Source organism: Chamaesiphon sp. (assembly GCF_041737865.1).
Taxonomy (GTDB): Bacteria; Cyanobacteriota; Cyanobacteriia; order Cyanobacteriales; family Chamaesiphonaceae; genus Chamaesiphon.
Window position 1 is genome coordinate 17,179 of sequence record NZ_JBGSQZ010000148.1, and the last position, 22,181, is coordinate 39,359.

23 protein-coding genes are annotated in these 22,181 nt (G+C 44.8%); 17 read left to right on the top strand and 6 right to left on the bottom strand.

The genetic code is table 11. From position 1 onward, the window contains the following. The first annotated feature begins 127 nt into the window (after positions 1-127). The 7 genes from cas5c (at position 128) to cas2 (ending at position 6,727) form a co-directional block, all read left to right on the top strand. A complete protein-coding gene (gene cas5c / locus ACEW9J_RS11100) occupies positions 128-832 on the top strand; it encodes a type I-C CRISPR-associated protein Cas5c (protein WP_373545181.1) in 705 nt (234 codons plus the stop codon). Next, positions 829-2,589, top strand: coding sequence for a type I-C CRISPR-associated protein Cas8c/Csd1 (gene cas8c, locus ACEW9J_RS11105; protein WP_373545182.1), 1,761 nt, complete (start codon positions 829-831; stop codon positions 2,587-2,589). The genes cas5c and cas8c overlap by 4 nt, the downstream gene beginning before the upstream one ends. A 153-nt stretch (positions 2,590-2,742) precedes the next feature. Next, positions 2,743-3,879, top strand: a complete 1,137-nt coding sequence (gene cas7c / locus ACEW9J_RS11110) for a type I-C CRISPR-associated protein Cas7/Csd2 (RefSeq protein ID WP_373545183.1) — start codon at positions 2,743-2,745, stop codon at positions 3,877-3,879. A 120-nt stretch (positions 3,880-3,999) separates the two neighbouring features. Continuing rightward, entirely contained in the window at positions 4,000-4,569 is a 570-nt protein-coding gene (locus tag ACEW9J_RS11115; RefSeq protein ID WP_373545184.1) for a Uma2 family endonuclease, read from the top strand. Between the two features lie 63 nt (positions 4,570-4,632). Continuing rightward, positions 4,633-5,259 (top strand): CRISPR-associated protein Cas4, encoded by a 627-nt coding sequence (gene cas4 / locus ACEW9J_RS11120; RefSeq protein ID WP_373545185.1) that lies wholly within the window; start codon positions 4,633-4,635, stop codon positions 5,257-5,259. A gap of 141 nt (positions 5,260-5,400) precedes the next feature. Further along, on the top strand, positions 5,401-6,432 hold the full coding sequence (cas1c, locus tag ACEW9J_RS11125) for a type I-C CRISPR-associated endonuclease Cas1c (RefSeq protein ID WP_373545186.1): 1,032 nt from the start codon (positions 5,401-5,403) through the stop codon (positions 6,430-6,432). Between the two features lie 4 nt (positions 6,433-6,436). Further along, positions 6,437-6,727, top strand: a complete 291-nt coding sequence (cas2, locus tag ACEW9J_RS11130; RefSeq protein ID WP_373545187.1) for a CRISPR-associated endonuclease Cas2 — start codon at positions 6,437-6,439, stop codon at positions 6,725-6,727. A gap of 216 nt (positions 6,728-6,943) precedes the next feature. On the opposite strand, the gene ACEW9J_RS11135 is transcribed toward cas2, so the two are convergent. Both ACEW9J_RS11135 and ACEW9J_RS11140 read right to left on the bottom strand, forming a co-directional pair. Further along, positions 6,944-7,192: a hypothetical protein gene (locus tag ACEW9J_RS11135; protein ID WP_373545188.1), complete on the bottom strand. Its 249-nt coding sequence runs from the start codon at positions 7,190-7,192 to the stop codon at positions 6,944-6,946. A gap of 41 nt (positions 7,193-7,233) precedes the next feature. Continuing rightward, on the bottom strand, positions 7,234-7,431 hold the full coding sequence (locus tag ACEW9J_RS11140) for a hypothetical protein (protein ID WP_373545189.1): 198 nt from the start codon (positions 7,429-7,431) through the stop codon (positions 7,234-7,236). A 262-nt stretch (positions 7,432-7,693) separates the two neighbouring features. On the opposite strand from ACEW9J_RS11140, the gene ACEW9J_RS11145 reads away from it, so the two are divergent. The 4 genes from ACEW9J_RS11145 to ACEW9J_RS11160 all read left to right on the top strand — a co-directional run bounded on the left by ACEW9J_RS11145 (position 7,694) and on the right by ACEW9J_RS11160 (position 11,868). Beyond that, the gene (locus ACEW9J_RS11145) at positions 7,694-8,317 is read left to right on the top strand and encodes a DedA family protein (RefSeq protein WP_373545190.1); all 624 of its coding nucleotides are present in this window, start codon (positions 7,694-7,696) and stop codon (positions 8,315-8,317) included. Positions 8,318-8,416: 99 nt separating this feature from the next. Further along, positions 8,417-9,388 (top strand): PP2C family serine/threonine-protein phosphatase, encoded by a 972-nt coding sequence (locus ACEW9J_RS11150; protein ID WP_373545191.1) that lies wholly within the window; start codon positions 8,417-8,419, stop codon positions 9,386-9,388. Positions 9,389-9,728: 340 nt separating this feature from the next. After that, positions 9,729-10,994 carry a VWA domain-containing protein gene (locus ACEW9J_RS11155; RefSeq protein ID WP_373545192.1) on the top strand — a complete coding sequence of 422 codons (1,266 nt, stop codon included), beginning with the start codon at positions 9,729-9,731 and terminating at the stop codon, positions 10,992-10,994. A gap of 79 nt (positions 10,995-11,073) precedes the next feature. After that, a complete protein-coding gene (locus ACEW9J_RS11160) occupies positions 11,074-11,868 on the top strand; it encodes an FHA domain-containing protein (RefSeq protein WP_373545193.1) in 795 nt (264 codons plus the stop codon). Positions 11,869-11,886: 18 nt separating this feature from the next. Here the strand turns inward: ACEW9J_RS11160 and ACEW9J_RS11165 are convergent, their stop codons facing one another. From ACEW9J_RS11165 to ACEW9J_RS11175, 3 genes are all read right to left on the bottom strand, one after another. Then, positions 11,887-12,057, bottom strand: coding sequence for an NblA/ycf18 family protein (locus ACEW9J_RS11165; RefSeq protein WP_373545194.1), 171 nt, complete (start codon positions 12,055-12,057; stop codon positions 11,887-11,889). A gap of 106 nt (positions 12,058-12,163) precedes the next feature. Continuing rightward, entirely contained in the window at positions 12,164-13,111 is a 948-nt protein-coding gene (locus tag ACEW9J_RS11170; RefSeq protein ID WP_373545195.1) for an SDR family oxidoreductase, read from the bottom strand. Positions 13,112-13,448: 337 nt separating this feature from the next. Further along, complete coding sequence (locus tag ACEW9J_RS11175) at positions 13,449-13,661, bottom strand: hypothetical protein (RefSeq protein WP_373545196.1); 213 nt, start codon at positions 13,659-13,661, stop codon at positions 13,449-13,451. 351 nt (positions 13,662-14,012) lie between these two features. Between ACEW9J_RS11175 and ACEW9J_RS11180 the strand changes: the two genes are divergently transcribed. The 4 genes from ACEW9J_RS11180 (at position 14,013) to ACEW9J_RS11195 (ending at position 16,051) form a co-directional block, all read left to right on the top strand. Next, positions 14,013-14,381 carry a hypothetical protein gene (locus tag ACEW9J_RS11180; RefSeq protein ID WP_373545197.1) on the top strand — a complete coding sequence of 123 codons (369 nt, stop codon included), beginning with the start codon at positions 14,013-14,015 and terminating at the stop codon, positions 14,379-14,381. A 142-nt stretch (positions 14,382-14,523) separates the two neighbouring features. Next, positions 14,524-14,655: a hypothetical protein gene (locus ACEW9J_RS11185; RefSeq protein WP_373545198.1), complete on the top strand. Its 132-nt coding sequence runs from the start codon at positions 14,524-14,526 to the stop codon at positions 14,653-14,655. A 70-nt stretch (positions 14,656-14,725) separates the two neighbouring features. Further along, the gene (locus tag ACEW9J_RS11190) at positions 14,726-14,926 is read left to right on the top strand and encodes a chlorophyll a/b-binding protein (RefSeq protein WP_373545199.1); all 201 of its coding nucleotides are present in this window, start codon (positions 14,726-14,728) and stop codon (positions 14,924-14,926) included. Between the two features lie 21 nt (positions 14,927-14,947). Next, positions 14,948-16,051, top strand: coding sequence for a bacteriorhodopsin-like (locus ACEW9J_RS11195; protein WP_373545200.1), 1,104 nt, complete (start codon positions 14,948-14,950; stop codon positions 16,049-16,051). Positions 16,052-16,131: 80 nt separating this feature from the next. Here ACEW9J_RS11195 and ACEW9J_RS11200 read toward each other — a convergent pair whose 3' ends face one another. Continuing rightward, positions 16,132-19,419: an alpha-mannosidase gene (locus ACEW9J_RS11200; protein ID WP_373545201.1), complete on the bottom strand. Its 3,288-nt coding sequence runs from the start codon at positions 19,417-19,419 to the stop codon at positions 16,132-16,134. Between the two features lie 113 nt (positions 19,420-19,532). On the opposite strand from ACEW9J_RS11200, the gene ACEW9J_RS11205 reads away from it, so the two are divergent. Together ACEW9J_RS11205 and map are read left to right on the top strand one after the other, a co-directional pair. Beyond that, positions 19,533-20,900 (top strand): hypothetical protein, encoded by a 1,368-nt coding sequence (locus ACEW9J_RS11205; RefSeq protein ID WP_373545202.1) that lies wholly within the window; start codon positions 19,533-19,535, stop codon positions 20,898-20,900. A 346-nt stretch (positions 20,901-21,246) separates the two neighbouring features. Next, the gene (gene map / locus ACEW9J_RS11210; protein WP_373545203.1) at positions 21,247-22,068 is read left to right on the top strand and encodes a type I methionyl aminopeptidase; all 822 of its coding nucleotides are present in this window, start codon (positions 21,247-21,249) and stop codon (positions 22,066-22,068) included. The last annotated feature ends 113 nt before the right edge of the window (positions 22,069-22,181 follow it).

Genomic DNA, 22,181 nt, shown 5'->3' on the forward strand with positions numbered 1-22,181 from the left:
ATGTTGCAAAAACCGCCTACGCGGATTAGGATTTCTAGTCTGCGTAGGCAGACTTTGCAATACAAGCGACGATTTCAATCGTGCGGTACTCAGTAAATCTGATTCATAACAATTAGGGGCAGCATCGATGAGTAATTTTAACTCACCATTAGTGGTGAAAGTTTGGAGCGAGCAGGGGGCACTCTTCACGCGCCCTGAATTTGGTGCAGAGCGGGTAAGTTATCCCGTGATGACTCCCAGCGCGGCTAGAGGCGTATTAGAAGCAATTTTCTGGAAGCCGGAATTTAGCTGGAAAGTGCGAGAAATTAAGGTGTTAAAACCGATTCGTCACTTTTCGATCCTGCGGAATGAGATCAACGACTGGCAAAGTGCTAGCGCAGCAAAAGATGAGAGCTATCATTACTTTGCTGATGACAATGAGGCTAAAAATAGATGTCAACGCCATTCGCTCTGCCTACGGGATGTTGCTTATATTATCTCTGCTGATATTATGCTCAAGCCCCATGCAAATGCGGATGTAGCTAAATATCGGGATCAATTTCGGCGCAGAGTAGCTAAAGGGCAATGTCATCATCAGCCCTATTTAGGTACGCGAGAATTTAGTGCTTATTTTAGCAATCCAGACAGCACAGAACCGACGATTAATCACAGTGATGAGCTTGGTTTAATGCTGTGGGATTTGGATTTTACGATCGATCCTGAAGCTAAACAACTAGAGTTTCTCACTCATGATGAAAATGGCGGGAGAGTCACCAAAGGTACTGCTAAACCTCGATTTTTCCGAGCGCGGCTGGATAAGGGTGTTCTACGCATTCCAGAGGTAGCAGTATGATTCTAACTAAACTCAAGGAATTTGCTGAAGAGCAAATGACTTTACCACCAGTTAACTATCGCAAAATTAATGTTAGCTGGTTTATCGATTTAGCTACGGATGGTTCACTTATCGGTTTTGTTCCAATAGGTGGAGAGTCTAAATCTAAAAAGGGCAAAGAAATTATTGCACCTTATATCAAAAGAGCAGGAGTTAAGCCTAACCCTCAATTACTTGTTGATAATGGTGAGTATATTTTGGGAATTGTTCGGGCTAAATCAGATCCAGAGCGTGCTATTAAGTGTCATGCAAGTTTCAAGGAACTGATGATTCATTGTCATGCCGAAACTGGAGAGGAAAAACTAAGCGCAGTAACTAAATTCTTGTCTACATGGAATCTATCTAATCAAAAATTAATTCCTAGTGGATTTAGTCCAGAAGACAATTTGACATTTAGGGTTAGTGGTGAAATTTTAGGTGATGCAGCCTTATCAATTAAGTCTATTGAGAAATTCTGGGAAAAATACACGTCAAAGTCGAGTGATGAAGAAGATTCTTCTAAGAAAATGTTGTGTTTGGTTACTGGAGAATTATCTTCTGTCGTTCAAAGAATGCCAGAATCAATTCGAGGGTTAATTGGGGGACAGCCTTCTGGGACAGAACTAGTCTCAGCAAATAAGAAACCTTTCACATCTTATGGATTAGAAAATTCTCTCACTTCACCGATTTCTAGAGATGCGGCGGAGAAATTTGCTAAAGCTCTAAATTATCTCTTGTCAGACGAGCGACACCGGATGTATATTGGTTCGACAGCTTATGTATTTTGGACTAAAGAAAAGACTGAATTTAACCCAATTAGTTTTTTCAATAATCCTGATATTGAAGATGTCAAGAATCTCTTAGCATCTCCATTCTCAGCTAGTCAAATGTATGGTGTAGAAAGTCAAGAATTTTATGCACTATCATTGACAGCTAGCATGGCTCGATCTGTAGTCAGAGATTGGCTAGAAACAACTATCGATAACGTTCATAGCAATCTTCAGCAATGGTTTGGAAATCAAAAAATTGTTGATGAGAATGGTGACGTTGGCAAGCCGTTAAGTATTAGTGAAATATCCATTAGTTTGATACGTACTAATAAAAAGGGTCGAAAGCCAGATTATGAAACTATTAAAAAGGAAATGCAACCGACAGTTCCGACTACATTAATCCGCCACGCTCTACATGGAAGCAGATTAGCTGATGACTTATTAGTCAAACTAGTTCGCCGCAATCGTGCCGAGCAGGATATTACCTATCCTCGTGCTGTTTTCATCAAACTTATTCTGATTAGTCAAGGAAAAATTGCCATGTCTGAAATGGAATCATTAAACCTCAATCCCCAATTAGAGGGACAGGAAAAAGCCGCTTATCATTGTGGGCGACTCTTAGCAGAACTAGAAGCGGTTCAACGTTCTGCTTTAGGTAATATAAATGCTTCTTTAGTCGATCGATATTATGGAGCAGCTTCAAGTACACCTGCTAAAGCATTTTCGCCATTATTGCGTGGGGTACAATCCCATTTAGGCAAACTTAGGAAAAATGCTCCAGGTATTAATAAATTACGGGAGGAGCAACTAGAAGAAATTATGTCTCATTTCAATGAGGGTAAATTACCAAACACTCTAAATGTCGGATCGCAAGCAATTTTTGCGCTGGGTTATTACCATCAACGAGCATTCAATCGAGCTGCAATGAATGCGGCTAAAGCTGCCAAAGCACTGAAAGCTAATTCTTAATCGATATTTGTACTAATTTTAGTCCGCGTAGCGAAAAGTGCGGTCTTGGGGTTTCCCCAAGTGGAGCACCTTTTCAAGACAGGCGGATTTTGCAACACCAGCAGCGGTTGAAACCGCTGACCAACCGTCAACTACTCATCAGGAGCATCAATCATGAACGTACATTTAGATCCCAACAAACGCCACGATTTTATTCTGTTATTTGACGTTACTGATGGCAACCCCAACGGCGATCCAGATGGCGGCAATATGCCTCGTACAGATGCCGAAACATCGCATGGATTAGTAACTGATGTCTGTTTGAAACGGAAGGTTCGCAACTATATTTCGACCTTCTCTGAATATGAGGCAACAGAGGATCAAAAAACCAGACTCAAAATCTTTATCGAACATCATGGTGTTTTGAATGACAGTATTCGTCGCGCTTATACCGAGCAAGAATTAAAAACAGGTAAACCAGTTACCGAACCAATCAAGGATGAATCTTTAATTGAAATTATCCGCGAGCAAAAACATCTATTAGCAGATGCTTTTACTTTTAATGATATTGAAGGCGACGATAGTGAGGATGTGGTAGCCACTTTAGTATATACAGGTGAGCTAGGAGATGCAGAACTAAAAGAAGCCTATGAACAAATGAGTGAACTCTATGAAAACAAAGCAGTTAAGAAATTAATCGATGGAGTAATTAAAAAGGCAGGTAAGCCCGATAAAAACCGAGATAATACTGAGAAAGCACGAAAATGGATGTGCGAGAATTATTATGATGTGCGGATGTTTGGTGCGGTGATGAGTACAGGCTTAAATGCTGGGCAAGTTCGCGGCCCAATTCAGTTGACTTTTGCTCGATCGATCGACCCTGTATTACCTCAAGATTTAGCTGTTACTCGTGTAGCTGTTACCGATCCTAAAGATCGCGAAAAATTGCAAACAATTGGGCGCAAAACTTTAATTCCTTATGGATTATATCAGGGGCATGGGTTTTATTCTGCTTGTTTAGCATCTCAGACTAAAGTAGATGAAACAGATCTAAAATTATTCTGGGATGCCTTGATGAATATGTGGGATCTCGATCGATCTGCCAGTCGCGGATTGATGGCTTTACGTGGTTTATACATCTTTTCTCATGAGAATAAACTGGGTAATGCTCCGGCGCATGTGTTGTTCGATCGCATCAAACCAGAACTAAAACCATCGGTAAATGTTCCTCGTAAATTCACAGATTATACGGTGACAATTCAAGAGGATGATTTACCAACTGGTGTAACTTTAACATCCCTAGTTAAGTAAATTATCTACGCTAGATGATAAGATCCTCGACTTCTCGAAGAAGTCGGGGATCTGGTGGTAAGAAATCAATTAAAATAGGTATTAGTTAGATTATCCCTAAATATAGGTAGTTTAAGATCTATGCCTGTTGGAACTAAATTCATGAGCATTGAGGAATACCTCAAATACGACGATGGCACTGATACTCTTTGTGAACTTGTTAATGGTGAACTCATCCCAATGCCCCCAGAGAGTTTTCAAAACCAACAAGTTGTTATCTCTTTATTAGCCTACTTTTTTAAATTAGGGATATCACCAAGACTACTCATGAATAAATTAGCGATCGCAGTAATTGGCGGAAGATCGACTGCCAGGATACCAGATCTAATGGTTCTTTCAGAAAATTTAGCACTAAAATTAAGCGAAACTGATAGCTCAATAATCTTAGGGGATATGCCCCCACCTACTTTGGTTGTGGAAGTAGTTAGCCCCAATCAAGAAAAAAGAGATTATCGCTACAAAAGATCGGAATATGCAGCTAGACAGATTCCTGAATATTGGATTGTCGATCCGATTTTAGATAAGGTGACGATTTTAGAACTGGTAGAAGGATTGTACGAAGAACAAGTTTATACAGCCGAACAAATCATCAAATCGCCTCAATTTAGTCAATTTAATTTAACCGCTCAACAAGTTTTAACTGGATCGTAAAACAAAATATTGATATTTATACTTCATCAAATGGGTACTCTTTAAATAGGATACCTATTTTTTGTGCCTATTGTGCCAGATTCAGAAGATTATGTGATGATTAGTGCCCTTCAGCACTATGCTTATTGTCCGCGCCAATTTGCGTTGATTCATATCGAACAAGTTTGGGATGAAAATATCTACACGCTACGGGGGCAAAGAGTCCATGAAAAGGTCGATATTCCTGACGATGAGCAACTTGATGACGTGCGAGTAGAACGTGCTTTGCCGCTCTGGTGTCATCGATTGGGGATTCGGGGAATTGCTGACGTGGTGGAGTTTAATCGAGATGAGATTCCCTACCCAGTGGAATACAAATCTGGTAGTAAAAAGCCGCGACTCGCCGATGATATTCAACTATGCGCTCAAGCTCTATGTTTGGAAGAAATGCTCGGTTGTGGTGTGCAATTGGGGGCGATTTATCATGCTGGCTCAAAACGGCGGCGAGAAGTGAAGATCGATCCTAAACTACGCGCCCAAACCGAAGAGATAATTATCGCTACTCGTGAGATTTTAATCAGTCAGAAACTACCGCCACCTGTGGCTGATAAACGTTGCGATGACTGCTCGCTGACTGATGCTTGTATGCCAGAATCGATCGCGAGTTTTAGTAAATCCAGCATTCGGAATAACCCTTTCTCGATCGACTAAATAATAACATTTACAGTGAAGATGGCGGGTTTGAATTGGATTTTTAGTGAAATCGACATCGATCGCATAAACCCGCCCCTCCAGATGGCTTGTATTTATGGTTGCTACAAACAAAACATATATTCAATTAATTTTATTACCATGAAACAACTTCTGAATACGCTCTACATTCAAACTCAAGGTGCATATTTGCGTCTAGATCATGAAACGCTCAAGGTTGAAATCGAAAAGGAGGTCAAAAAACAAATTCCGCTGCATCATTTGGGGAGCATTGTCACATTTGGAAATGTGTTGATGAGTCCTTATTTAATTCACCGCTGTGGGGAAGATGGACGGAGTTTGGTGTGGTTGTCTGAATTTGGTCGATTTAAGGGGAGATTGGCGGGTTCGACAACGGGAAATGTGTTGTTGCGTCAGGCTCAACATGAGGCGGTGCGGGATGCTGCGGCTACTCTAGCCATTGCGCGATACATGGTAGCTGGTAAACTCCAAAATACCCGCACTGTGGTGATGAGAGCCGCACGAGAAGCCAAAGATCCAGCCGATCGAACCCAGCTCACTGAAACTGCCAAACGTCATGCAGAATCAATCCAGAAGGCTGAACTAGCCCCCGATTTAGATACTTTGAGGGGCATCGAAGGCTATGCGGCTAAAACCTATTTTGGCAGCTTTACAGGCATGATTCGGGCAAATCGCGAAACGTTCGCACTACTCGATCGCAATAAACGCCCACCTCGCGATCCGATTAATGCGTTATTGTCCTTCGTTTATACATTACTAAAAAATGATTGTGTGTCAGCCTGTGAAGGTGTGGGACTCGATCCCCAAATGGGTTTTTTACATACGCTTCGCCCTGGTAGACCTGCTTTAGCTCTAGATTTGATGGAAGAATTTCGTGCTCCTTTTGCTGACAGATTAGTTCTAAGTCTGATTAATCGCAAACAAATTCAACCCAAAGATTTTGTCACGCGTCCAGGTGGTGCGGTACATCTAGTAGATGATGCGCGGCGAACTCTACTCGAAGCTTACCAAAATCGCAAGCAGGAAGAAGTTCAGCATCAAATTATAAATTCAAAGGCTCCGTTTGGTTTGATTCCTCACGTTCAAGCCCGATTATTAGCCCGTCATTTACGCGGTGATGTGCCCAGTTATCAACCTTTTATTCAGAAATAAACCGATGGATATCTTAGTCACTTATGATGTGAATACGGAAACAAAGGAAGGACGGCGACGATTGCGGAAGGTGGCGACTGTCTGTAAGGATTATGGGCAACGTGTGCAATTATCGGTGTTTGAGTGTCGGGTGAGCGATAGTCAGTACGAGACTCTGCGCGATCGATTGGTAAAGACGATCGATCCTACTCTCGATAGCATCCGAGTATATCGATTACCTGCACCCAGGGAAGAACATCTATTTTGTTTTGGGATTGATGGTTATACTGATTTTGAGAAGCCACTGATTCTCTAAATTCTGGCGCGAACCTATAGTACTGGTCAAAATCCTGGGGGGTTCGCAACCTGATGTTCCATCACGGTTTGAGCTATTTTGTCGGCTATGTAGATCTATCTGGAGATATGAGGAATAATAGGATCGCGGCAGTCGTTGTTCAACTTGTTGATATCAGCAGGTTTGATTCGATCGCCGTTGCATCCAGCCTTAGGGTTGGATGAGGATTGGAACTATCTATCTGAAGGCAAAGACCGTCGAGAAAATTGTAATTGCTGTTGCAGCTAGAATCAGGGTGAAAGCCATAATAATCACCCATTGAGTAGCTTGTTGGTAATAGTCAAATTTAGTGTTAAATAGTTTGGTGTCTAGTTTGTATGCCTCGATTTTAGTTTCTAGTCTGGTTTCCAAATCTTTAATATCGGTTTTAAGTTCAGTTTTGAGATCGGCGATGGATTCAAGGACTTGTTGTAGTTCGGTTTGCATTGGATCTAATTGATTAGTCAACCTCCTTAATTACATCCCATTTATTTTATATTGTCTAGTATTTTATCTGTTGGTACTAAGATGATTTTACCTTGAGCTACGGCATCTAAGACTTGAGCTATCGATCCTTGTCCTCCATGTTGATAACCTAGCGATGCTGCTAGGTTTTTGAGTCGATCGACTGTTTCTGGAGCCACTCGGGCGTGAAATTCTTGGCGGTCTAGTTTTTTCCGTCCCATTTTAGATGCGATCGATAACAATTATTTACCATAATAAACGGGATATAGATATATGTCAATTCAACAAGCCACCAGGACGCTTCTCATTAATTAATCCCTCGGTAACTAGGTTACGGAGTTGCATCCAGCCTTAGGGTTGGATCGGGATTGGAACAGGGCGTGGCGCGACGCATTGAAAAACAAGCGATGGTGAGTTTTTCATCGTCGGGGGAGTGTCAATCGGTTAAAATAGGATTGTAAAGTTAGATCCCTTCAGATATAGATGGAATTCCTATCACTAGAGACAATCCAGTCACTGGCAAATCACTACGGATATCTCGCTGTCTTTGTAGGCATTCTGTTAGAAAATTTAGGGATTCCATTACCTGGTGAAACCATCACGATCGTCGGTGGTTTTTTAGCTGGAAGTGGCGAACTAAATTATTGGCTCGTCCTCGGCTCTGCCGCGATGGGAGCTTTTATTGGCGGTATCGGCGGTTACTTTGTCGGTAAGTACGGCGGCTGGAAACTGATCCTTGCTGGTTCAAAAGTCTTCCGCATCCAAGAAGTCCAGTTGGAAGAGATCAAGACTAAATTTAGTGAAAATGCCGTTAAAGCCGTCTTCTTCGGTCGATTTATCCCCTTGATTCGGATCTTTTCGAGTCCGATGGCTGGTGTCGTGGAGATGCCATTTGGTAAATTTCTTGGGGTTAATTTGGCTGGGGCGTTGACTTGGGCATCGGTGATGACGACGCTGGCTTTTTTCGTCGGCAAAATAGTCTCGCTCGAACAGTTATTAGAATGGGTGAGTAAGTTTGCGATCTTGGCTCTATTTATCGCAATCGCCGCGATCGGTGTGCCAATCTGGTTGGAATCTCGCACGTTAAAATCAGGTGAAGGTGAATAACCATCACCCAAGGTAGCGGCAATTTACGAATTGTCCTACCTTGGGGCATAATACTTTTAGGGAATGGCTGCATCTGCTTTACATCGCACCTAAAAATTTATGAACTGTTATCAATGTGGGGAAATAGTCACGGCTGGCGATCGCTTTTGTGAAGAATGCGGGGTGAGTCTTATTACGCCCAATCCCCACGCGATCGATAATAGTTGTCAGAAATGCGGTGCGCCACCAAGCAAAATTGATGCCGAAAGATACTGCATAGAATGTGGATTTCGTCAAGTGGTGTCAAACGAGTCGGTCGAACTGCAATCCGCTCCCAATCTAGCTGGAGCCAGCGATCGCGGTCGTAGACACCATCAAAATGAAGATGCGATCGCCCTCAAATTTATCGAACCAGACACATATATTATCGTCGTCGGCGATGGCGTATCTAGCTCCCAACACCCCGAACTCGCCTCTCAAGCGGCGGTAACTACTTGTATTGAGGCGATCGAGATTGCCATCCACCAGGGGATCGAACCAGCTACAGCCATCTGCCAAGGTGTTGCTGCTGCACTCATTGCTGTGGCGAAAATCCCGATCGATCCGACATCCGACATCGATCCATCATCTACGACGATCGTCACCGCGATCGTCCGCGATAATATTGCCACCATCGGCTGGTTGGGCGATAGTCGCGCCTACTGGATAGCTCCAGACAAATCGCTCCAACTGACTCAAGATGACTCCTGGATGCGCGACGCGATCGAATCAGGAAGATTCACCCCCGCTGAAGCCGAAGCATCACCCTACGCCCATGCGATCGTCCGCTGGCTCGGTGCAGACACCGCCGACGATGGCAAACCCAATCTCACGACTTTTCCCATCCCCAGCGCGGGTTATCTCCTGCTCTGTACCGATGGTTTGTGGAACTATGCCCCAGATCCCAATTTTCTCCACGATCTGATCCAACAAGCTCCCAACGACAGCAGATCGATCGCCCGTTACCTCACTCAGTATGCAAATCAACAAGGCGGGCAGGATAATATTACAGTAGGCATCCTCATCACTAGCGATCGGGAACTCATCGCATAACTCGTCGCAGTTTTACCCAAGTATTCAGTAATTAGCAAAAAGTAGTAGGTAATATAGCAATCCTAAACGATCGGCTATGTTGATGTAGGGTGTGTTAGGGATCGGCCGTAACGCACCAGGATCGATACCCAAGGATCTGATTTAGGATTGCTATAGAAGAGAATAAGTGTCTGAGTGCGAATATTTGTTAGATAGAAATTGCGTAACCCGAATTATGGTGCGTTACGCTTGCGCTAACACACCCGACAACTCTAAACTGGTGCGTTACGCTTGCGCTCACACACCCTACAACTAATACCTAAAGCCTAAAGCCTAACACCTAACACCTAATCCCTAACCCATGTTTAACGCCGAAGTCTTCCAAAATCCCTACTTACCCCAAGGTGCTACAGAAGTAAACGCCATCATGACGATTACGACTAGTAGTGAGGGAGTAACCATTGCCGCACCTACCAATCTCCGCTTATTTGGGATTATTTGCGATATATCTGGCTCGATGGGTGGAGCTAAAATACTCGCAGCTAAAGATGCGATCGTCAAAATCATCGAGCTGCTCCCTACTGATGCCGCATTTTTTGTCGTCACCGGATCGAGTCGGGCCAAATTATTGGTACCGTTAGTAAATGCCGTACCTGAAAATAAACTCCGAGCAATTTCCCAGGTAAAGGAAATCAGTGCTAACGGGGGGACATTGATGTCAACTTGGCTGCATACTGCCTTGAGTGAATTTAACAAAATGCCCCAAGCAATTTGTCAAGCTTTATTGCTCACCGACGGACAAAACGATCTTAGCGACGAGCAAGACTTAATGAGAACTTTAGACGCATCTGAAGGTAAATTCCAGTGCGACTGTCGTGGGGTGGGTACGGATTGGCGGGTGTCAGAATTACAGAAAATTGCGGCAAGATTATTGGGGACAACTGATATTATCCCCTCACCCGATCGCATTGCCGAGGACTTCCAAGAAATCCTCACTAAAGCAATGGGAAAAACTGTCAGCGACGTTAGCCTGAGATTATGGACGCCAATGGGTGCAAGGGTGTTATTTTGCAAACAGGTAAGTCCCGAAATCGTCGATGTCACCAGTCGGGCGAAAGTCGTCAGTGAAAGAATTGTCGAATATCCTACAGGTGCTTGGGGGAATAATGATTCCCGCGATTATCATTTCTGCATCCAAATTAACGCCGGAAATATCGGCGATGAAATGTTAGCAGGAAGAGCGAGTTTGATAACTCAAACTAACGGACAAGAAACCAAAATCACCGAAGCCAAAATCCTCGCCACTTGGACAGAAGATGAAGCCAGAACCGCGAAGATCGATCGCCGTGTCGCTCACTATACCGGACAAGCCGAACTCGCCCAATCGATCCAAGAAGGTTTGGAAGCCAGAGCGCAAGGCAATATCGAAGTAGCGACAGTCAAGCTCGGCAAAGCCGTCAAACTCGCCCACGAATCGGGGAATGAAGCCACCGCCAAACTCCTCCGCTCCGTCGTCGATGTCGAAGACGCAGCCGCAGGTACCGTCCGCATCAAGCGCACGGTAGCTAAAGAAGATGAGATGATGCTAGAGACTCGATCGACCAAAACGGCTAGAATCCAGAAGTAGTGAATGGTGGATGGTGAATAGTGAATAGTGAACAGTAACAAAAACACAGCAGAAAGCAGTACGTGGTCATGTAGTTCGTTTGCATTGCCAACTCCTATTCTCTAATCCCCATTCACCATCGATCCTTCACCATCCACCATCCACCATCCACCAAATGCACGCTTGTCCCAAAGGTCACAACTCAACAGAATCAGATTTTTGCTCGGAATGTGGGGCAAAGATCGTCGGGTTGGGGATTGCCGAACTCGGCTCAAATCCTACCAATAGAACCACGCCTGCGGCTACCGCCGCCATCTCAGTACAACCTTGTCCCGATTGTAGTACTCCGCATGAGGCAGATAGCGGCAACTTTTGTGAGATTTGCGGTTTTAACTTCCTGACTGGTGCCAAAGGTGGCGATCCCTTATCCATTTTTCCACCACCGATTCGATCGTCAGCCAATAGTCTATATACAGCCCCAACCCAGCGACCACCCCAACCTGCTAGTACCTCAAATCCCGCTCCTGAGGCAGTCAAACAATGGCAGCTCGTTGTCTCGATCGATCCGAGTTTAGCTACCCCCAACAGCCCCACAGCTCCCACCCAAGCACCAATTACTATCTCCCTAACCCAACCTACCAATCTGATCGGACGCACTAGTATCGCTCGTGCCATTCATCCAGAGATTCCGTTAGATTTGGATGATGCGATCTCCTCGCGTCACGCGATTCTGACGCTCCATCCCGATGGCTCCCTGGTACTTAGGGATATCGGTTCGTCCAATGGCACGATGGTAAATGGTCGAGAAATTGCCGTGATGTCCGATATTGCGATCGGATCTGGCGATGAAATCACCCTCGGACATTGGACGCGAATTAAGGTAACTGCTGCTTAGTAATTAAGGTTGGGTAGGTTAAATACCATTCTTAATTATTTCTTTAAGCAAATTTTCTTTGACCATCGATTGGCGCAGCACCTCTAGCAAGAGGTCTTGTGTCGTTGGTAAATCCAGACGAGTGACCTGTTCTTTATAGACTCTCAAACTGAATTCTTGCTCAAAGCTCAAACCGACGGAAACATCCATAGTTAATAGTTAGATTGTGAATAAATTATCGTCAAAGCTGAATGAAAACTTACAGGCGTTAACATTCAGCTTTGACTCATCGCACGGAGCGATAATAGTGCTGCCCTTAAACCAGGAGTTGGGGGTGAATTAGATCGTATCCGGCTGCTTTAATCTTTTGATTGCTGACTTGCAAGCTCTTGCGCTGAATACTTAGTTTGGAGGTATCCCACTGTACTTGCGGTAGACCGTAAGCAGAGCAGACCCGCTCGATCTGTTCTTTGACGGTGAGCTGGCTGTCGTCAACCAGATTATAAATGCCCTCTAGCTCATTTAACCGAGCAAATTCGATCGCACCAACGATATCATCGCGGTGAATCCAATTAATAAATCGATCGCCTTTACCTGGCATCGTCATCCCCGCCATACCACCAAACATCCCAACTAGCTCCCGATCGGGGCCATAAATGCCACCCAGTCGCAGCACGCAGACTTTTTGACGGTCATTAGCTGCTTGCAAGATGATTTGTTCGGACTGATGCAGCACCTGGCTGTTATGCTCCATCGGGTCAATGCGGGCAGTCTCATCCACCCATTCTCCCTGCCGATCTCCATAGACAGAGCAGCTACTCAAGTAAATGATTTGCTTGACATTCGGAGCTTGGGCGAGAGCATCGACCAAATTCTGAGTCGTAGTGATGTAAGTATCTGCATAAGCCGCTTCGGTTGCTACCTGGAAACCTGTGGGCGCAACGCTGACGACCAAAGTATCTTGACCTTCGAGGAGTGAATGTATGGCTGAGAGGTCATCCCCTTTCATTAAGACTACCTTTGAGACTATGCCCGAAAGTGCCGCCACCCGTTCTCTGCTGGTGGTCGTACCTGTCACATCATGTCCCCGATCTTGCCAGTAGTCGGCGACTGCGCTACCCACATATCCACAACCCAGAATAGCGATGTTCTCGAACAGCGGGCGGCTTTGAGTCTGTTGACGGATCAATTTAGTGAGGAGATCCATGTCTAATGCCGAGCTAGGTTCGCCAAAAGGATTGTTTTTGTCAATGGAGTCGTACATGTTTTTGGGTGTTCATTACTATCGGGAGCAGTTGGAATCTCGATCGACATACCGGATATCAAGACTTGGAGCCTATGTATTTGCACTTGAAATTCTCCGATCGATCGATTTTTGTTGATTACTCATTCAAACTTTAATATCAACTTTTGTAACAACCTATTGACAGAATACCAATTTTTACTTTTGAGGGTCAGACCGGATAACCGTCATTGCAGTGGCGCGACGAGGATCGCCGAATTGCCACAAGTAGCCCCTTCCTTTGGGTATCACTAAGTTGGGAGATCGCTCCGCAGTCTAGATTCAGAGAAAGTTTTTACCCAAAACTTTCTCTTTTTAATTACATCGAGTAGGCAACGACAATCTCGATGGCATAGGCTACCGCTGCACCGAACAAACCAAACGTGAGATAATTTCCAGTTTTGCTGTCTGAACCTAAAAGTCGATCTTTGTTACTAGCTGAAAAAAACAGCGACCATGCTTGAGTCGCACCGATCTTTTGAAAGCGATTAAATTCAGGGTTAAAGATTGGAGCTGTATTTTGGTTCTGCATGTAAGGATGAGGCTATTAAACTACTGTAATAAACCCCAACATAACACTAGTTTAATTTTGAGGATGGTACGGTCGAAGTAGGGTCAGCAGTAAAATTTTGACGAATAAAAACATCTATCTCCTATAGCTCGATCGGATCGATACTACTTCTTCCAATCGAGAAATAGAGAGGTGAACTGCTCAGTTTCTGAACTAGATAGCCCACTACTTTGTGTAAGATCGTATACGGAGAAGGGAAGATTATGTTCAGCTTGCGTCCAATTTTTTTACACATATATGATAGTTACTGAGGTCATTAAATTTATGATATTTTCCATCGATAATTAAATATTTTCGAGAGGCGGAATTTAAGTGATTAAATTATACAAGACTTACTTCATCGACCAAGTTTTTCCAGGTGTCGCACTCAAGTATGAGTTCTATGCAGATGAACTCTATTTCGATCTAAAAGCAATTAAAATTCGCTATAGAATATTTTCTATCTTCTCCCATTATCAGGATATATCTCTAGTTGCTTGGAGTGGAGTTGCCAGAGATAATTTTGATAATAATTATGAGTGTTTAGGCGGAGTTTGCGATCCTTTTGATGATGGAACCCATACGGAAGGCGTTATCTCCTTCACACCTCTTCTCAGCAGAAAGATTAGTAGATTAGATTTTGCACTAATTTCAGAGGGAATCAATCTAGTAATTGAGTGGAAGTTTGCGATAGATTTTTGAGTACGGTTGCCTTGACCAAACAAGACGATTGCGTGTTGACCTACTCCCTTCCCAGTGTCAAATTAGACATCTAGGATAGTGAGTGAATAGTGAATAGTGGCTAGTGGATAGTGAATTAGACAGTCAACATCACAGATTACTAGTGTCTATTGCTTGGGTGGGAAGGGAGTATGAATATTGGGCGATCGCCTCTCGGCTCGACTCCGCCAACGTTAACGCAGATATAGCGACAAGTCAAACCGATCTAGTGGCGGTAATTACCCACTTATTTTAGACGTAATAATCAAATATGCTGTGAGGAGTCGGTTTAGTTCTGACACTCACAATATTTAAATACAGCAATCATGACAACCTCCCCAAAAGCACCCGCTACTGCGGTCAATCTCAATAGCTGGCGTTGGGGTTTCACTCCTCAAGCCGAAAGTTGGAATGGTCGATTTGCCATGCTGGGTTTTGTAGCTGCACTCTTAACTGAATACCTTTCTGGTCAAGGTGTTTTGCATTTCTACAACCTCGTCCAAACTGTTACTACTGTTGTCAAATAGATTGATTGGCGATCTGTATCTTTGACTACAATCGAAGATTCAGCTTTCTTTAGAAAGCTGAATCTTCAAGCGATACTTAGTTCGGTTGTAGGCACTTTTATATTTTTCTACTCGATCGCCCAATTCCAAATAAGTCACGGTTTTAATCTCCAACAGGATTCATCAACTAATGTCAACGGCAGTTCGTGTAGGTTCAAACCCAATCCACCGGAGCAAATACTACTAATGATTGCAGTTTCTTTCATATCAGACTTCCCGCTGCTTGGAGCAGTCTTGGCAACAGATGACCTTCCTAGTCGGGTGTCAACAGTTCAATCCTTGACTTCTAGTCAGTTCAACTTGGTTTACAATGCCTTTTCCTTTGCGATCGCCGCAATGTTTGCCTCAGCCTTGTTCTTCCTGAATGCTCAGGCACAAGTGGGCGCAAAATACCGACTAGCACTGCTAGTATCGGCGATCGTCGTCAGTATCGCTGGCTATCATTACTTCCGCATTTTCAACAGTTGGGAAGAAGCATATAGCCTCCAAAATGGCGTATACACTCTAACTGGCGCACCATTTAATGATGCTTACCGTTATGTGGATTGGCTGTTAACTGTACCGCTGCTATTGGTAGAGACAGTTGCAGTGCTGGCACTATCTGGAAAGGAGTCAAGACCTTTGCTGATCAAACTGGTAGTCGCTTCAATCTTGATGATTGTCACTGGCTATCCTGGCGAGATTTCAGCAGTTATCAAAACTCGCCTAATTTGGGGTGCTGTCAGTACGGTTCCTTTCGCTTACATTCTCTATGTATTGTGGGTTGAATTGTCCAAGTCCCTCGAACGTCAACCCGCCGAGGTGCAGTCTATAGTTCGTAATATGCGGCTACTACTGTTATTCTCTTGGGGTGTTTACCCGATTGCCTACCTGTTGCCAGTGTTTGGGATTGCTGGTACCTCGGCAACGGTGGGCGTTCAGGTTGGCTATACGATCGCTGATGTATTGGCAAAGCCGTTATTTGGTCTATTGGTATTTGCGATCGCCGTCTCAAAAACGAAGTTCGATTTAGACAGTAGCAGTAAACCTAGTGCGGCAAACGATGCTCCCGAACTAGACGTATTGCCCAGCCCTACTAATTCCTAATCGATCTCGTAGTGTCGCAAATCGAACATCAAAAATGAGCTAAGGGGGCGCAAATCACTACCCCCTTAGCTCATTTTCTTTCAACATGTGTTTTGGTTAATCTTAAAACTCCGAATCTGCCAAGGTTTAATAGTAGAATTTACAATATCGGGTTGTGGTTCTTCGAGGATATTTACCACTCGATCGATCCTTAGCCCCACGCCAGTCAACTCAACTTTTCCCTCGACTCCATGACACTCATAACACCTGAGTACCCACGATCGATCTAAAGCCTCTGAAGGTTTAAATGCCATCAAAACTAGATTTTCTGCTTGGAGATCGATGAAACTATTTGTTAGAGCTAAGTTTCGATTCACCTCTATTTTAGTCGTTGGGGCTAATTGAAATACTTGTAAGGGTGAATTCAATTCCAATCCCTTTCGCACTGTCTGAGCGGCTTGCCAGGTGCCACTGTGGGGATAAATTGCATAGGTAAATTCATGATAACCGCGATCGGCTGTCGGATCTGGCCACTTACTACTGCGGAGTAAGGTTAGTCTTAAATAGTCCGTTCCCGCATCGAAGCCATATTTACAATCATTTAAAATACTCACGCCATATTCGCCACTATTATCGGTGAGATCTACCCAGCGGTGCATCGGCAATTCCCATTTGGCTTTTTCGGTGGCGGTTTCGGCAGTAGTGGGACGATCGATCGCGCTACAGGCAGTTTCGGCGGTGGATCGATCGGCGGTAAGATTGAGTGGGAAGTTGGCTTTGATCAGCACATGTTCGGCTTGCCAATTGACGCTGGTTTTGATGCGAACGATCGGGCTATGAGCATCTAAAATATAGTCTTGAGTAAATTCACATCCAGCTAATTCCCGCACCACGCGCACGCATTGACGGATTTCACCTTGTTCGATCCATTCGATTGCTGGCGCAGACGGCGAGCCGTGCGATCTTAGCTGACTGGGTGGTAATTGTTTTTCGGCATATTTAGGATCGATATTCCACGCATCCCAATATTGTTCGCCGTCTTGGAAGGCTTGAAGTTGATTTGCACCTGTAGATGTGAGGATCTGGCGGTGGTTGATGCGATCGTAAATACTGGCAATATCTCCGGTTTCGGGGTTTATTTCTACTTCTACGAATTGGTTTTTAAAAATAAAATCGCTAGAAGCTCGTGTTTCCGTAGCGATTGTTTGAGTTGCTGCGGAGATGGCGAACCCACCCCCAGCCCCGCCAAGGAGGGGAGCCGGAGTAAAAGCCAGCCAAAATAAGCGATAACCGACACTGGGTAAATCTGCGGCGAGAAATAAGATATGTTCGGCGGATGATTGGCTGGGTAATAATATCCCATCAGCATCGAAAACTTGCCAAGCTAGATCTGTAGAATTTAGGGGATATTTAATAACTTCGGTACGCTCCCAATTGAGCGCGTTAAAAATGACGACCGCAATTGCACCAGCTACAGGTGGAGTGGGAAGGATAATTCGATCGCAAATCTCACTCAGAGCATGACTAATTATCTGCGTCGTTACCCGTTCGACATCTTCCCAGCCTTGATTTGCCGTCACATATACAGGTGCGATCGCGGTGCCAGGGATGATATCGTGAAATTGATTGAATAATGTTTGTTTCCAAGCTATCTCGATCTGCAAGTTGAGATCGACAGGATAATCTCGATCGGTGACGATACAAGCGATCGACGACCAGAGTTCTGCCTGATATAATAAATCCTCACACTGCCGATTCGATCGCTTTTGATCGGCGTGGGTAGTAAAACAACCGCGATGGAATTCAAGATAGAGTTCGTTTTTCCAGACAGGAAGTAGTTGACTATCGGCTCTACTTGCTAACTTGTCCAGATACTTCACCGCTGTCGTAAATTCCAGATCGGGAAAAACATCTGACTTCGACCATCGATCGGCAATTTCCAACATATCACGAGTCGGCCCACCGCCATGATCGCCGACACCAAATAGATACAAGGATTCATTTATGCCTGTATTAGTTTGCCATCCACAGGCATAATCGATCATCTTCAACGGATCGATCCCTTCCCCAATCGGCGATGACATCAAACTCAATACGCGACTACCATCTGGAGACTCCCACCAGAATAATTGATGGGGAAATTGGTTGGTATCATTCCACAAGAATTTCTGCGTGACGAAATAATCGATCCTACCCTGCTTTAATAACTGCGGTAATTGCCAGCAAAATCCAAACGTATCTGGAAGCCATGCAACTCTGGTAAGTGCGCCAAACCTCGACTGGTTGTATGCTTGTCCATAGATAATTTGCCGCGCGATCGATTCTCCCGAAATTAGATTAAGATCTGGTTCGATCCACATTCCCCCGACGATTTCCCATTTACCCATCTGTACCTGCTGACAAATACCTGTAAATACGTCCGGCTGATGAATTTCCATCCACTCATATAGAGCGGGAGTAGAATGACAAAATGTGAGATCGGGAAATAATTGCTGTAAACTGAGACTCGATCGAAATGTCCGCTCCGCTACTTCCCAAGTTTCGGCTACCTCCCACAACCATGCCATATCCAAGTGAGCATGTCCCAGCAATTGAATACTTTCCACCAAAATCCCCTCCCCAGAGGAGCTATCGTGAAAAATCCCCTCCGAGGAGGGGTGCCTGAAAGGCGGGGTGGGTAGATCTCCACCGACACCCAAGATCGATTTAACTTGCTTTTTAACTTCCACCACCTGCGCGATAAACCGACAACGATCGATCTCCACCAAATCATAATCGATCGCATCAACCATCCCCGCCACTGCCTCTAACTGCGATGGATAAAAACTCACTACCTGCTTTACCATCACCGCCAACTCATCCGCCAACCAGCCTGGTTCGGGATCTGTCAAATCTGCGGACTCATACACCAGCCGAGAACGCATCAAAGCACCGATATCGTGCTGGGGACTGACCAAGCGCAACCGCACGTCTACAAACGTCCCAGGTACCGCAACGGGCATCAGCAACACACGCGGACTATGATCGAATAAATCTCCCTCCTGTACCAACTCCCCATCCACAAATACCTGCGCCGTCTCCGCCCACCACGTCAGAGCCAACCGACAGGATAGACTAGTCACGGCATACCCATGTAGAGCCGATGGTATCGATAATTGTTGTGCCAACCAGATCTCTTTTCTCCCCCGCTCCCAAACAATCTGCCCCTTCGGGTTCAAACTCACCAGCTCCCATTGGCGCGGATCTGCATCTATAGATCCACTGCCCAGATATAGCCGCCAATCAGTTAAGATATTGCTTTGACTCAAACTCCGCAATCGATCGATCCTCTCTAATAGAGACACCAACGAGATCGACACAGCAGATCCAATTCGATCGGCATCATTCATAATTTCGCTAAAATCTTAGATCCTAAAAAGATCGGCATCGATTGTCAACACTTAGGCTACGCATTGCCTACGGCAGGCTAACGCCAACAGTACCAACTGCCAACTAAACACCCATGTCTGGATACCAAAGCCGAGTCTTCACCTTTATTAGCAAACGTACCAATCAGTTGAAAGATACCTGCACTAAAGGTTTGCGACACCTCAAGGTAGCAGTAGTCTGGAGTGGGCAAGCTTTACTCTATCCTCTCCACTTACTCGCCCAGACAGCCAAAATTTTTCAACCCCAGCTCGCGCCACCGCAGCCACAACGCGCCCTGACTTCCCAACCAGTTCCCGATCTTAACATCGAACAGGCTCTAGAATTGGTCGCCGCCACCGAATATCCGATCGCGATTGCAGGTGTACCATTAATTGAGGCTCGATCGATCGTTGATGAGAATCTATGGAATGTCGAGCATATTCAGATCGATGAAGATCGGTTCGATCGCGATCTGACATCGATCGATCGATTGGCACAGTCCGATCGAGTTACAATTGGCAAACCAATTATTCGCGGGATGAGTTCGCTATTGGTCGATCGACAGTTAGTTTTAGTCACTACCACCAATGAGATTATCGATATTCTCACTAGCTCTCAGCAGCAGGAGATCCGCCGCCGCATTGGGATGGATTTAGCGATTAGTTGGGAATACTGGCATCAAGCAACATTATCAGATCGCCAATATTCCCCACAACTATCATCGACAGATCGAGAATTTCTACTTCCCGATCGACTGGAATACCAAATGTATTCTAGCCGCAAAATACCAACTCCACAACCGCCGAAATTATTCGCTGCTCCAAGCAAGATCTGGCAGCAATTAACAGGATGGGTAAAAAAAGCCATCCCACCCCAAACCACAATCGAAAAGCCCCAATTACCCCGCAAATTACCATCTGCCAGTTATCCATTTATCCCACCGCCAATCGATAACAGATTTCTGGATCTGCCGCAGCTCCCACCCATCAAACAACCACAGACATTAGCCAGCCAAGAGCATCCAGTTCGCACCTCTCAATTCCCACCATTGCTCAAACAATGGTGGAATTACTATCGCGATTATTTCTACATCCCCGCCCGCCCAAACGATTCGATCGTCCATCAACCAGCCGAATTTAAATTAACGCCATTGAGACAGTCGCTCGAATCAAGAATTCAGTTACGCTCGAAAAATACTCAGCTAAAAGAAACTTTCGATCGACAGAATTTAACGCCACCAGCCAGTGACATCAACCATCAAAGATCGGGTAAACTATCCAGAAGAATCGATCGTCACATCGAACATTATCCAGACTGGATTGAAGCAGACGTAGAAGATATTGGTTATATTAAATCGCCCCTAGCCAGATTTTTAGCATGGCTCGATCGCATCACCCTTAATCTCGAAAATTGGCTGATAAAAATTTGGCGGGCGTTTAAACAGTTGACAGTTGACAGTTGACAGTTTGGTAATTACCTGTAATTAGATGTTCTGTTTCGGCAAACTTTTCAGCTTGCTGTATCGATCGAGAATTCCCCTAAAGCCTAAAACCTAACGTCTAACGCCTAACGCCTAAATAGTGAGGCTGCGCCAATGCCCAAAGAAAGCACTAAAATGAAGAAAGCATAGTCTAAATTCAAACGTTGTCTCGATTTCAGTCACAACTGTCTTGATTCGCTGTCTTGTCGTTTTTTTATTCGGGGGGAACCCCCGAATAAAAACGCCGCTAAACCCTGGGGGAACCCGAGGAGCGCGAATCGCTGTCAACCGTCAACCGTTACCTTTACCCAGCCTGCTCCAGCACGATATGAACATTCTCACCGATTTACTCAAGCCCCAAGCTACCCGCGAAAAGAAACAACAAAAGGGAATCCAGATCAAAACTGAGCGTGAAATTGGGATCATGCGCCAATCTGCTCGGATTGTGGCTACAGTATTGAAGGAAATTATGACGATGGTAGAGCCAGGGATGACTACCGCAGATTTAGATGCTTATGCTGAGAAACGGATTCGGGAAATGGATGCTATCCCCAGCTTCAAAGGGTTATATGGATTTCCAGCGTCGATCTGTGCGAGCATCAATGACGAAGCAGTGCATGGTATCCCCAATCGCAAAAAAGTAATTAAGCAAGGTGATGTCCTCAAAGTCGATACTGGAGCTTTCTTTCAGGGCTTTCATGGGGATTCTTGCATTACGATCGGTGTAGGTAGCGTTTCCCCTGCTGCTGCTAAACTAATCCAAGTTGCCGAGGAAGCCCTCTACAAGGGGATAGAACAGGTCAAAGAAGGTGCTTACTTACTAGACCTCGCAGGTGCAATCCAAGACCATGTAGAGGCAAATGGCTTTAGTATCGTCGAAGATTTTACCGGACATGGAGTCGGGCGCAACCTGCATGAAGAACCATCGGTATTTAATTTCCGTACGCGTGAAATGCCTAATGTGAAACTAAGAGCAGGAATGACGATCGCGATCGAGCCAATTATCAATGCTGGATCGAAGATTACTAAAATGATGCCAGACAAGTGGACTGCGGTAACTGTCGATAAATCTCTATCTGCTCAGTTCGAGCATACCGTTTTGGTAACTAAAGATGGTTATGAGATTTTGACCGATCGGAATTTAGTTTAGGGCGTTGCTGAATCTGGGTATCAAAGACGGGGTTACTGGGGGATTAGGGGCGAAAAGTGCGGGAACAGGGGCGCGAGCCGCTACCCTCTACCCTCTACCCTCTACCCTAGTAA